The 11804-nt window shown below is 69.7% G+C and carries 10 protein-coding genes and 3 pseudogenes; 5 read left to right on the top strand and 8 right to left on the bottom strand.

The genetic code is table 11. From position 1 onward, the window contains the following. Nucleotides 1–7: 7 nt before the first annotated feature. Nucleotides 8–784: a (5-formylfuran-3-yl)methyl phosphate synthase gene (locus tag STRVI_RS22150; RefSeq protein ID WP_014057866.1), complete on the bottom strand. Its 777-nt coding sequence runs from the start codon at nt 782–784 to the stop codon at nt 8–10. Between the two features lie 535 nt (nt 785–1319). Between STRVI_RS22150 and STRVI_RS22145 the strand changes: the two genes are divergently transcribed. Both STRVI_RS22145 and STRVI_RS22140 read left to right on the top strand, forming a co-directional pair. Continuing rightward, nucleotides 1320–1652 carry a hypothetical protein gene (locus STRVI_RS22145; protein WP_043236327.1) on the top strand — a complete coding sequence of 111 codons (333 nt, stop codon included), beginning with the start codon at nt 1320–1322 and terminating at the stop codon, nt 1650–1652. Further along, a complete protein-coding gene (locus STRVI_RS22140) occupies nt 1606–2178 on the top strand; it encodes a hypothetical protein (RefSeq protein WP_014057865.1) in 573 nt (190 codons plus the stop codon). Before STRVI_RS22145 ends, STRVI_RS22140 begins: the two co-directional genes overlap by 47 nt. Before the next feature lie 6 nt (nt 2179–2184). On the opposite strand, the gene STRVI_RS22135 is transcribed toward STRVI_RS22140, so the two are convergent. After that, nucleotides 2185–3378 carry a right-handed parallel beta-helix repeat-containing protein gene (locus tag STRVI_RS22135; RefSeq protein WP_014057864.1) on the bottom strand — a complete coding sequence of 398 codons (1194 nt, stop codon included), beginning with the start codon at nt 3376–3378 and terminating at the stop codon, nt 2185–2187. Nucleotides 3379–3649: 271 nt separating this feature from the next. Here STRVI_RS22135 and STRVI_RS48350 point away from each other — a divergent pair. Next, nucleotides 3650–3841 (top strand): annotated as a pseudogene (locus STRVI_RS48350) (hydrolase); the annotation flags it as partial. A 111-nt stretch (nt 3842–3952) separates the two neighbouring features. Here the strand turns inward: STRVI_RS48350 and STRVI_RS22125 are convergent. The 5 genes and pseudogenes from STRVI_RS22125 to STRVI_RS56425 all read right to left on the bottom strand — a co-directional run. Next, nucleotides 3953–6880 carry an alpha-glucuronidase family glycosyl hydrolase gene (locus STRVI_RS22125; protein WP_014057863.1) on the bottom strand — a complete coding sequence of 976 codons (2928 nt, stop codon included), beginning with the start codon at nt 6878–6880 and terminating at the stop codon, nt 3953–3955. Nucleotides 6881–7146: 266 nt separating this feature from the next. Further along, nucleotides 7147–8286, bottom strand: coding sequence for a serine hydrolase domain-containing protein (locus STRVI_RS22120; RefSeq protein WP_014057862.1), 1140 nt, complete (start codon nt 8284–8286; stop codon nt 7147–7149). Beyond that, a complete protein-coding gene (locus STRVI_RS22115) occupies nt 8283–9116 on the bottom strand; it encodes an IclR family transcriptional regulator (RefSeq protein WP_014057861.1) in 834 nt (277 codons plus the stop codon). The genes STRVI_RS22120 and STRVI_RS22115 overlap by 4 nt, the downstream gene beginning before the upstream one ends. A gap of 51 nt (nt 9117–9167) precedes the next feature. After that, nucleotides 9168–9524, bottom strand: coding sequence for a RidA family protein (locus STRVI_RS56430; RefSeq protein WP_435532619.1), 357 nt, complete (start codon nt 9522–9524; stop codon nt 9168–9170). Continuing rightward, nucleotides 9507–10397 (bottom strand): annotated as a pseudogene (locus tag STRVI_RS56425) (ABC transporter substrate-binding protein); the annotation flags it as partial. The gene STRVI_RS56430 and the pseudogene STRVI_RS56425, both read right to left, overlap by 18 nt. Nucleotides 10398–10412: 15 nt before the next feature. Here STRVI_RS56425 and STRVI_RS22105 point away from each other — a divergent pair. Both STRVI_RS22105 and STRVI_RS22100 read left to right on the top strand, forming a co-directional pair. Continuing rightward, nucleotides 10413–10796, top strand: a pseudogene (locus STRVI_RS22105) (helix-turn-helix domain-containing protein); the annotation flags it as partial. Between the two features lie 202 nt (nt 10797–10998). Next, nucleotides 10999–11439 (top strand): VOC family protein, encoded by a 441-nt coding sequence (locus tag STRVI_RS22100; protein WP_014057859.1) that lies wholly within the window; start codon nt 10999–11001, stop codon nt 11437–11439. Here STRVI_RS22100 and STRVI_RS55615 read toward each other — a convergent pair. Beyond that, nucleotides 11408–11743 (bottom strand): DUF6192 family protein, encoded by a 336-nt coding sequence (locus STRVI_RS55615; protein ID WP_286012059.1) that lies wholly within the window; start codon nt 11741–11743, stop codon nt 11408–11410. The genes STRVI_RS22100 and STRVI_RS55615 overlap by 32 nt on opposite strands. Between the last annotated feature and the right edge of the window lie 61 nt (nt 11744–11804).

The following is an 11804-nucleotide window of genomic DNA, read 5'->3' as shown; positions in this document are numbered from 1 at the left end:
CCCGCGGTCAGCTCGCGGTGGCGACGGTGGCCGCGTATTCCTGGGCGTGCCGGTCCATCTCCGCCTTGAAGGCGGCCACCAGCCGCGGCTGAATCCTTCCGGCGTTGCGGTCGCCCCCCTCGCAGACCGCCCCGCGCACCCCCACGATGTCCGTGCCGATGCCGGTCAGTTCACCGAGGTCGCCGACTTTGACGCTGCCCGCGAGGGCGGCGAGCAGATCCGCTTCGTGGGCCAGCCGGACGAACTCCGCGCAGACGTCCGGCGGAACGTGGTCGAACAGCCGTGTTCCGTCCTTGATCGCGGTGTCGAGCATGGCCGCGTCGGAGCCGGAGCGGCGGGCGATGTCGGGCAGCGCGAGCGGGTTGACACAGCCGATCCGGTGGGCGTCGGCATAGCCCGAGGCGACGACGAACGCGTCCGGCCGGTAGTCCTTCACCGCCCGGACAACCCCGCGCATGACATCGATGGCCTGTTCGGGCGTCGTGCATCCGTAGAGGCCGACCTTGATGTATGTGGCTCCGGAGACGGCCGCACCGAGCGCCGCCTGGGCCACCGTGCCGGGCTTGTACGGCACGTCTCCCACGGTGGCGGACACCGGCTTGTCCGCCGGGACCGCGTCGCGGATCTCCCTGATGACCCACGGGAAGTTCGCACCGAGCGAGCCCTCGTCGGGCTTTTTGACATCGACGATGTCGAGGTGCTCGGCAGCCTTCGCGCAGTCGAGGGCCTCGTCGACGCTGTCCGGGGAGATGAGAAGCAACAACGTACATTCCTTCCACCGCATGTCCACCCGCCACAGGGCAGGTGTGCGGAGTCGTGGATTACGTGCGGTCCGCTCATCATTGCCGCGGCCCGTGGTCACCGGCAGGGCGCGCGGAGTCCGAACGGGTCATTGCATGACGCACTCGCGCCCCCAAGGCACGGTCCACGCCGTTTCGAACCAGCCGTGCGCGGATGCCCCGTGGTCCGGTGACCTCGCCGATCGACGTCGTCCGCACGGGTAACGCGGCCGGTATGCGCGAGAGTCCGCCAACCGCGAGCGGGGTCGGGACGGTTGTGTCCTCGTGAGCCTCGGCCGGTTGTGAGATGACGCACTGGCGGCCGCCTCGCCTGAGAAGATCTTCAGAATTTACGCGATGTTCCCCGAGTGGATAAAGCCGGTGGGCCACCGGAACGACAGATGTCCGACCGTCATGTCCACGGGCGGGATCGGGCGTTGGCGGTGGGAAGCGGTACGGCGGAATGATGGTAAATCGGATATCCCACCGGGATCTCGCTCCCTCATCACTTACCGTTGATCAGTAAATTACCGACCGGTATTGGGTCGCGGGCCGGACGTCGGACAGGCCCTGGTGCGCGCCTTCGCCAAGGGCTATCTCGATGTGCCGTACTGTCTGCACTCCGACAACCACGGACGCTCCCGCGGCTATATCGACGAGGCGGGGCGGCTGCGCTGGGCATCCGTCGGCTCGATGCCCATCCGGGGCATCACCGGCGGCACACGCGAACACACCGTCGGCAGCTCGGAGTTGCTGTCGGCGCTGTCGTACGTGGAACGCACACACGATCTGCTGGCCCTGCGGAGCCAGGACACGAGGACAAGCGATGCACTGGACGCTGGAACGACTGCTGCCGACCTTCGACAAGCGTGAACACCACAACCGCCGGAGCGACGCCCCGCCGGAGCGGGTCTGGCGGGAACTCATGGACCTGCGGGTCGGCGAACTCGCCGTCACCCTCGGCCTGATGCGGGTGCGCGGCGGCCCCAAAACCTGGGTGAGCGGTGTCGACACCGGCGCCCACCAGGGCATGGACCTGCGGGTCCTGGAGTCCATGGCACCCCGGGAGATGGCTGCCGACCCGCCCCATGAGGTGGTGCTCGGCGACATCGCCCGCTACACCGCGCTGCGCCCCACGCGCCCGGACATCGAACGCGGCGATCCGGAGGCGTTCGCACACTTCGACGAGGCGGGCTGGTCCAAGGTGGTGATGAACTTCCGCCTCACCCCCGAGGGCGACGGCACCCTGCTGTCCACCGAGACCCGGGTCCTGAACACCGATCCCGCCACCCGCCGCGCCTTCGCCCTGTACTGGGGCTTCATGCGGGCGGGCAGCGGCATGATCCGCCATGACCTCCTCCGGGCCATCGCGAAGAAGGTGGCCACCACCGCGGGCTAGGACGGCCTAGCCGCCGAAGGACACGCGGAGGCTGCCGTCCGCGGCGAAGGACCACTTCAGCGCGCCGGTGTACGACGAGCACCGGGATCCGTTCGTACCGGACCAGAACTGGTTCGAATCGTCGGCGTCACCGATGATGCGGTCCTTCGTGCCGCTGCTGCCGCCGCGGCACGACACATTGTCCCGGAACACCGAAGTGCCGCCGTCGAACGAGAAGTTGCGCTGCCCATTGTCGATGCCGACGTTGCCCGACACCGACATATGGCCGGGATTGCTGTTGTAGGTGAACCCGTGCTTGCCATTGTGGTACGCGATGCTGCGCCGGATGACGTGGTCGACGGTGATGTCCGAGCCGCCGAGCTTGTAGCCGTTGCGGTCGCCGTTGGAGTTCTGGGTGCCGTCCGAGAGGGTGCCGTTGCCGTAGGAGAGGGAGTCCTCGATGGTCACCGGGCCGATGGGGCCGGTGTCCTTCTTGGTGTAGAGGTCCCAGCCGTCGTCGATGTTGTGGTGGGACACGTCGTAGCGGAACACGTTCCCGGGGCCGACCGTGAGCTTCGCCGCGAATCCGTCGGCGTCCTCGCCGTCGGAGTCGGCGTTGTCGTGCGACTCCGAGCTCAGGACGAGGTTGTTCGACGGCCACTGGTCGTGGGGAGTACTGGAGGCGATGCGCGAGACCTGGAGCCCCGTGTCACGGTTGAAGCGAGTCACCGTGCGCTCGATGACGTTGTTGCTGCCACCGACGAAGATCCCGTTGTCACCGGCCCGTTCGACGGTGAGGCCGGACAGGTGCCAGAACGACCCGTTGAGGGCGAGCCCGCGGTTCGCCGGATCCTCGCTCATGGCCGAGAAGTTCAGCACCGGGGCCTCGCCGGGGTAGGCGATCAGCTCCTTGCGGGCGCTCGACGTGCCGTTGTTGCCCGGTGCGATGGTGACCGTCTGCGAGAGGCTGTAGGCCCCGCCGCGCACGTAGATCGTGCCGCCCGGGGTGATGCGGGTGATCGCCGAGGCGAGTGTGGTCGGAGAGGACTCCGTTCCGGGGGCGTCGGCACTGCCCTTCGGTGACACGAACAAGTCATCGGCGTCGAAGGCCGCGGACTGCGCCCGCGAGACGGGCGGATGGACGGCGAGCAGACCCGCTGACGCGACCACGGCCGCCGCCGCGGCGACGAGGGCGCGGGGGAATGTCCGAGAGTGCTTCATGGCGCTGAGACCTCCTGATGTGGGGGAGCTGCCGTGGAGTCGACAGACAGCACATGAGAGCGATTGCTGAATGTCTCTCATCAACAAAGACCAGGGATACATGGACCTGATGTGTGACGGAGCGTCATGCGAATCGGCAAGCTAGCAAGCGCTTGCGGTGGCGTCAACGCCCCTCGTGCCCCACGCCCGCGGCTCCCTCATCCGAGACGGCGTCCGGCCTTCCGGGTTTGTCATGCGTGGGCTACAGTGCCGAGTGGGAGCGCTCCCAAGCCCCGACATCAACGACAACGGCATGGACCTGCACATGGGTGGTCAGAACAAGGCGTTGCAGTGGAACCGCGAGTCGGACGACGCCACCCTCCCCGCCCAGAGCCCGGCGGGCGTCGCGCTCAGCACCCCGCTGTCCGTCAACATCTGGAGGTGTCCGGAGTTCCGCCTCGACCGCACCGCGGGCCGCCTGGAAGGCGCACACCCGGCGCGGCGGCCGGCGCTCAACCGGCCCAGGCTCCGAGAGGCCGGCGACACGCGCCAAAGGGCCCGTCAGCAAGCCGACGGGCCCCTGTGAGCAGCGAGGCTAGGACGGCCGCTGGTCGTCCGCCACTACCACGCAGGCGCTGAGATGCCAGGTCTCGTCCTCCTTCGCGGACAGCTCCAGGTCCACCTCGCGTCCGGAGGACCCGCCGTCCAGCGGGATCCGGAGCCAGGCGAACTCCCGGCCGTCGAGCTGCTCGCTCCGGGCCTTCTCGCTGCCGTCCACCCGGACGATCAGCGACCTGTTGAGGGTGTTGGGGTCGCCGGTGAGCAGATGGGCGGTGCAGCGTCCGGCGGGCAGCTTCAGCCGCAGCACGGTCGGGGCGCTGTCGCGGACGTAGTCCCGGCGGACGACATCGAAGAGCCCGGTGTCCGTGGCGTCGGGCGTGTTGCCGACCCAGCCGAAGCCGGCGCCCTCGTGCCAACTGCTCGACGGTGAGAGCCGCGTGTAGTCCTTCAGCAGCGGCGCCGAGTCGGGCCCGGCGTCCAGTGCGTGTACGCATCGGGCGGCGGGCGGCACGACGACGGCCCTGGCCAGGCTGCGCAGCGAGGAGTCGAGCACCGGCACCACGCCCGACCTCGGGCGCGCGTGCAGGGTGGCGAGCGCGGGCGTCGGCGGCGGCACGACGGGCATCTTCACCGTCGCGCCCTCCCGCGAGGCCACGTAAGCGGTAGCCTCCTCGGACCGCCAGCCCTCGGGCACATCCAGTGTGGTGACCGTGCGCAGCCCGGCGCCCGTCGCGTTGAGGACCTGCACCGGAAGCTCGTTGCGCTCCCCGCCCAGCAGCACGGTGTCGGCCGGGGCGACGATCGCCTGGAGCCAGGCGCGGCGCTCGTCGCGGATCCGGCTCAGGTCGAACCAGTAGGCCACCAGCGTGTCCCGCCACTTGGCGGCCTCGGTGATCTGCTCCCCGAACCGGCGGTGCACAGCGGTGAACCGGCGGTGGTCGACGCGGCGGCGCAGCCCCTCCCAGTCCGTGCGCATGTCCGCCACCCGCGCAGCGCCGGAGAAGTGCGTGTCGTAGATGTGCTGGATCACGGTCGTGCCGCTGTCCAGCCGGTGGGTGTACGGGACATGGTGGAGGAAGAGGAGCAGCTCCTCGGGGCAGTTCTCCAGCGACTCGTAGGTGTCCCGTGTCGCCTGCGCGTACAGCTCGGTGTAGCCGTTGCCGGTGGCGGCGGTGCGGTCGTAGCCGATGCCCGCGCGGTCCGACTTGTGGAACTGGGAGGTCGTCGTCGGGCTGGGGTCGAAGTGCCCGGTCACCGAGGCGTCCGGCGGATGAGTGAGGTATCCCGTGCCCAGCGGCGAGGTGTAGTCCTCATAGGTGTGCCAGGAGTCCAGCAGCAGGGTGGAGACCGTCTCGATGACGTGCGGGTCGTTGCCGAAGGTCATCCGGGTCCACTCGGCGGCCAGGTCCTGCGCGGACAGGTCCGGGTTCCAGGCCAGCCGTCCGTAGCCGTGGGTGTTGGCGGCGGCCAGGTGTGAGCCGGTCCAGTTCCTGGCATCGCCGAAGTTCATCACCCCGGCGAATCCGAAGTGCGTGTAGGAGTGCACCCGGCCGGTCACGACATGGGCCACGGTGCTGCCCTCGCCGGCCTTCAGCGTGTCGAAGTCCAGGACTTCCTTCCACTGCGGAACCAGATAGCACAGATGGGTGGCGTGCCCCGTGTACTCCTGTGTCACCTGGAGTTCGATCATCGAGTTGGTACGTGGCAGCGAGCCGAAGAGCGGGTGGGCGGGTTCGCGGACCTGGAAGTCGATCGGCCCGTTCTTGATCTGCACCACGGCGTTGTCCGCGAACTTCCCGTCCAGCGGCGTGAAGTCGAGGTAGGCCTGCCGGTCCCACTTCTCGTCAGTGTCGTGCACGAACGCCCGCCACATCACGATCCCGCCGTACGGTCTCAGCGCGCCCGCCAGCAGGTTGGCCCCGTCGGCGTGGGTGCGTCCGTAGTCCAGCGGCCCGGGGCGGCCCTCGGAGTTGGCCTTCACCAGGAAGCCGCCGAAGTCCTCGATCTTGCCGTAGATCTCCTCGGCCTTCTTCGTCCACCAGCCGCGCACTCCGGGGTCGAAGGGGTCGGCGGTGTTCAGCCCGCCCAGGTCGATGGGGGCGGCGAAGTTCGCCGTGACGTACAGCGCCACGCCGTAGCGGCGCAGCACCCCGGCGAGGGCGGCCAGCTTGGTCAGGAACGGCTCGGCGAGGTAGTCCGCCGGCGTGTTGACATTGTTGATCACGGCGCCGTTGATGCCGAGCGAGGCCAGGACCCGTGCGTAGTCCGTGTACCGGGTGTCGAGTTGCGGCAGCTTCTTCCAGTCGAAGAAGGACCGGCCCGCATAGCCGCGCTCGATCGAACCGTCGTCGTTGTCCCAGTGGTCGGCCATGCGCAGCGGGGCGGCCGGGCGCTCCGTGAGATCGACGTGCTCCAGCGGCCGTCGGGTCTGTACGAGCCGCAGCAGGTGGAACGCACCGTAGAGCACACCGCGGTCGGCGTGGGCCGCCACCACGGTGAAGTCCCTGCCGCGCCGGGTGACCCGGCGGACGACATAGCCCTCGTCGCCGAGCTCGGCCACGTCGGCCGCGGGGACGAGCTCTCGGATCAGGGGGGAACTCGTCGGAGTGCCCACCACAAGTGCCGCGTGCAAGGGGGCGCTGGTGCGTGGCGCCACCCGGGTACCGAGCAGCCCGCTGAGCCCGCGGACCAACTCCTCCACCGCCGACTGCTGGAGCGGGCCGCCTCCCTGCCGGACCAGGGTCCCCAACGCGGCCCGGTATCGCTTGAGTTGACCGGGATCCTCCACCCGCCGGTAGCGCAGCCACAGGTCGTACCCGTCCTCGGCGGGCAACGTGGCCGCGGACGGTTCGGCGCCGAGGACCGGCTGTGCCGACGCCGGGACCAAGAGACCGAGCGAACCGGCTGTGCTTCCCAGAGCGGCCGCGGACAGAAGGCTGCGGCGCCGTATTCCTGAGCTCATGCGTCTCACTTCCGTTGAAGAACGAACAGTGCACATCCAGGCCAGGACCAAGCTCCGCCACCGTCACACTCATCACGACATGTGTCAACACAACGAACCACAAAGCCACATGGTGCTCCGGGGTATTCAGCCGCCGTGGTTCATGGCTGTATTGATCACGCCGTGCCTACGAGCGGGTTCAGTACGGTTGTGAGGCAGACAGCTCTACGTACATGAACGCCAGGCGCGTATGTCACCTATCAAAATCCAACAAACCTGAGCCTGAGTCAGAGCGTGTCCATTGCGCAGGCGAGCGCCGCAGCGTGGTGGTGGAAGGCGCGGCGGACCGCCGGGAAGCGGCGGGGCTCGCGGCTGGGGTGGACGCGGTTGGTGAGGAGGACGTAGTAGCGGCCTTCCGCCCCGTCCGCCCCCGGCTCCACCCACAGGCTCGTCCCCGTAAAGCCCGTGTGGCCGTACGAGGACGGGCCCATCGCCGTACCGACCGGCGAGCCCACCGCGTCCTGCCCCTGCCAGCCGAGGCAGCGGCGCAGCGGGAGACCCTCCGTATGGCAGGCGGTCATCCGGGCGAAGCCGGGCGCGCTCAGCAGACCGCCACCGCCCGCCGCGAGCGCCCGGCCCAGCCGGTCCACGTCGGACAGTGACGCGAACAGGCCGGCGTGGCCACAGACTCCGCCGAGCACCACCGCGTTCTCGTCGTGCACCTGGCCGGTCACCAGGCGGCCGCGCCAGGTGCACAGCTCCGTGGAGACCGCGCGCTCGCGGGCCGCCGGGCCGGGCGCGAACACCGTCTCGCGCATGCCCAGCGGCGCGCACACCTGTTGTGCGACCAGCTCGTCCAGACCGGTGGCGGCGGCCCGTTCGAGGATCAGGCCGAGCAGGATGAACCCCGCGGACGAGTACTCCACCACCGTGCCCGGCGCCCCGCGCATCGGCAGCTCACGGAGGGCCGCCAGCAGCCCGTCCCGGTCGGAGTGCGCACGCCACAGCGGGGTACCGCCGGGCAGTCCTGAGGTGTGGGCGAGCAACTGGGTGAGGGTGATGTCCGCCTTGCCGGGCACGCGGCGGTACTCCGGCAGATACGCGCCGACCGTGTCGTCGAGGCGCAGCGCTCCCGCCTCCGCCAGCCGCAGTGCGGCCAGACCCACGATCGGCTTCGTCACCGAGGCCAGGTCCCACAGCTCGGTGCCGTTCAGCTCCGCCCCGCCCCAACTGCGGGTCCCCAGATGCCCGTGGACCGTCCGCCCGGCCGCGGTGCCGACCGACCAGGCGGCCGCGGAGTAGATCCCGGTCCGGCGGCCTGCTGCCAGGAGTCCTTCGAGCAGCGCGGGTTCGTCTGGTGGGCGCGGTCCGGCTGTTCCCGTCCGGTCCGCCCCCGGGGTGGTCCGACCGCTAGCGGCCCCGCTCACTCCCGCCCCCGCACGATCCCCAGCGTCCCCGCGCCGCCGCGCAGCGCCGCCGACACCGCCCCGGCGGCGGCGCGCACCATCGGTCCCAGCATCGCCACGCTCCCCTCATCCAGCGTGAACGTCAGCCCGACAATGCCGACCGCGCCGGCGACCTGCCCGCCCGGTCCCAGCACCGGGGCGGCGATGGCGCGGACGTCCTGCTCCGCGTATTCGTCGTCGACCGCGTAGCCCTGTTCGCGCACGGCGGGCAGAGCCGCGAGCACGGTCCCCGGATCCGTCGCCGTCCGCGGCGTACGGGCCGGGAGAGGCTCGCTGCCCAGAAGCTCCGCCGCCATCGGCGACGGAAGGGCCGACAGCATCGCCCATCCCACCGCCGAGCAGTACAGCGGGACTTCGCCGCCCGCGGTCGGCGCCATGTGGTACGCGGACGACGGCTCCGAGTGCGTCACATGCACCGCCACGGCCCCGTCCCGCACCGAGAAGTGGGCCAGATGGCCGGTGCGCTGCCGCAGGTCGTCCAGGACCGGGCGGGCCAGCCGCAGCTCGCGGCTGGACGCCATCGTCGTGGCGGCGAGCCCGAGCAGACGCGGTCCGGCCTGGTAGCTGCCGCCGGGGCCCGGGATCGCGTATCCGGCGTCGGCGAAGGTCTGCAGCAGACGGTGGACGGTCGGCTTCGGCAGCCCCGTGCGGGCGGCGAGGTCGGCCAGGCGATGCGGGGCATCGGGCTGGACCAGTGCGTCCAGCACCTCGAGTGCCTTGTCCACAGGGCCCTTTGCGGCGGCACGCGGATCCTCGCGGTGGCTCGCGGGGGTATTGACCGGCTTCGGCATGTCACTCAGCTTAACCCATCACCGTTCCATTATCCGGAACGAATAGACGATTCAATGGAACGTCCCGCCCGTGTCCGGTACGACGGCCACGACGTCGATCTCCACCAGGATGTCCATCAGATCCGACCCGACGGTGGTGCGCACCGGACAGGGCTCGCTGAAGAACTCGCGGTAGGCGGCGTCGTACCCGGCGAAGTCCCGCTTCAGATGCTGCAGATGTGTCGTCACCTTCACCACGTCCCGCAGGGTCAGCCCCTGTTCGGCGAGCACGGCGGCGACATTGCGCAGTACCTGTGCGGTCTGTGCCCCGACGCCTTCCGGAATCTCGCCCGTCACCGGGTCCTGCGGGCCGAAGCCCGCCGTGTACAGGAACCCGCCCGCCACCACGCCCAGGGTGTTCAGGGACAGATAGGACGTGCGGATCCCCGTGTAGCCGTCCAGCGTGACACCGGAGTAGCCGTCGAGCTGCTGAGCGGCGTCCGGGGTGAGTCCGGCGACGAGGTCGACGCCGCCGCTCTGGAGGGCGGCGAGGGAGGACGAGGCGTTGGGCGCGGGGCTGAAGACGAGACCGTCGACGCCCGGCCGTCCGTTCCAGTGGTCGGCGTAGGCGCGCATGCGCAGTTCGTGGTCGCGCCGCCAGCCGACGAAGGTGAAGGGGCCGGTGCCGACGGGGTGTTCGGCGAACGCGGCGTCGCCCGCCTCCGCAAGGTGGCGGGGCGGCAGGACCACTCCGCCGAACAGGGAGAGCTTGGCGGGCAGGATCGGGTCGTGCACGGTGGTGTGCACGTCCACGGTGAGCCGGTCGACCACGGTGACGCCCTTGACGTAGCGCAGTTCGACGATCGGTGACTTGGTGGCGGGGTCGAGCAGCCGCTCGATGCTGAACGCGACGGCCCGCGCGTCGCACGCCTCACCGTTGTGGAAGGTCACCCCGGGGCGGAGCGCGAAGCGCCAGGTGCGCGCGTCGGTGGCCTTCCAGGAGAGGGCGAGCCTGGGGTGGAGCTGGTTGTCGCGGCCCCGGGTGGTGAGTGTGTCGAACATGTTGATCAGGACGTTCATGGACACCATGTCGCCCTGTTTCTGCGGGTCCAGCGTCTTGGGGTCGCCGGGCTGGGAAACCCGCAGGACGTTGCCGGCCCCGTCCGCGGCGGCCGTCGTGCCGCACGCGCTCAGGAGCGCCGGAGCGCCGAGGGCTCCGAGCAGCAGACCACCGGTCCGCAGGACGTCGCGTCGAGTGGGACGGCCGCGGTCCACCGTGCGCCCCTGACGAATTCGTTCCATTGAACAACAAGCGACATGGTGGAGGCGGTCAACACCCGGTCGGTCAGCCAGGAACTCGTGAAGGGCCCCGTCGACAAGGCCATGGAGGTCCTCGAAGCGCTCGTCCAGCCCGGCGGCCCCCATCGGCTGGGAGCCGTCGCGCGCCGCACAGGGGTGACCACACCCACCGTCCACCGGAGTCTGCGGGCGATGGCGGAGCACGCCGGACACGTCGCGTCCTGCGCCGTGCGCCACGCGTCCGAGGCCGTGTACCTGGAGCAGTCAGAGCCGGCCCGCGAGTACCGAGTGAGCACGCGACCGGGCCACTGATCGCCCCTGTACGCCTGCGGCGTGGGGCTCGCCATGCTCTCGGTACTGCCCCTGAAGGAAGCCACCGCCGCCCTCGACGCGTCGAACCTCAGTGAGTGTTTGAATACCTCGGAAGGCCAGGTCAGAGGGGGTGCGTGAAGTGGGGTGGGAGTTACCGTTCCGAGAAAGCGTCACGGTGACGGAAGCTCTTTCGGAGTTCGGCGGTCTGCGGATGTCGAGAACGTGCCACCGGCTCCGTCCCAGGGACATCAGCGGCCACCACCGGCCGCACGAGGAATAGGGAGAAACCAGCATGGCGATTCAGCGGATGGACAACGTCGGCATCGTCGTCGAGGACATGGATGCCGCTGTCGCGTTCTTCGTGGAACTCGGTATGGAGCTGGAGGGCAGGGCGGAGGTCGAGGGCCTCTTCGCCGACCAGTGCACCGGACTCGACGGCGTCCGCTGTGACATCGCGATGGTCCGGACCCCGGACGGTCACAGCCGGCTCGAGCTGGCGAAGTACCGCAGCCCCGCGGTGATCAGCGCCGGGCCGCGCAACCGGCCGCACAACACTCTGGGCACGCACCGCGTCATGTTTGCCGTCGACGACATCGAGGACACCGTTGCCCGCCTGCGCTCTCACGGCGCCGAACTCGTCGGCGAGATCGCCCGGTTCGAGGACAGCTATCTGCTCTGCTACCTCCGCGGCCCGGAGGGCATCATCGTCGGACTGGCCGAGCAACTGCGCTGAGTGTTTGCTGAGAACCCAGGTATTCGATGGTGTGCTCGATCTTGCGGACCGCCGGGACGCGGTCGCGGATCTTTTCGCGGGTCTCCTCGGAGTTGTCGAACTGAGCCCGGTTGACGGTGAAACGGGTGTCGTCGTTGCGCATGGCCTGCCGTGATGCCGCCCAGCCCGCTGTAGCGGGGGCCCGGGACAAGGCCCCCGCTACAGCGGTGTGTTGCCGACGCCGAGTACGCGTACCGGTGTTCACCCCCGGCCATGCGGGCCTGCCGTTCGAGGTCTGTGCGCACGATCGGCTCCGCTCTCGCATCCGCGCCTCGCACGTGCTTGTGCATGGCGCCGACGAGCCCGTCTTCGTCGGCAATTCGATT

This window comes from Streptomyces violaceusniger Tu 4113 (genome assembly GCF_000147815.2).
Lineage (GTDB): Bacteria > Actinomycetota > Actinomycetes > Streptomycetales > Streptomycetaceae > Streptomyces > Streptomyces violaceusniger_A.
The sequence above is the reverse complement of the archived record's forward strand: the minus strand, read 5'-3'. Positions and strand labels throughout refer to the sequence as shown.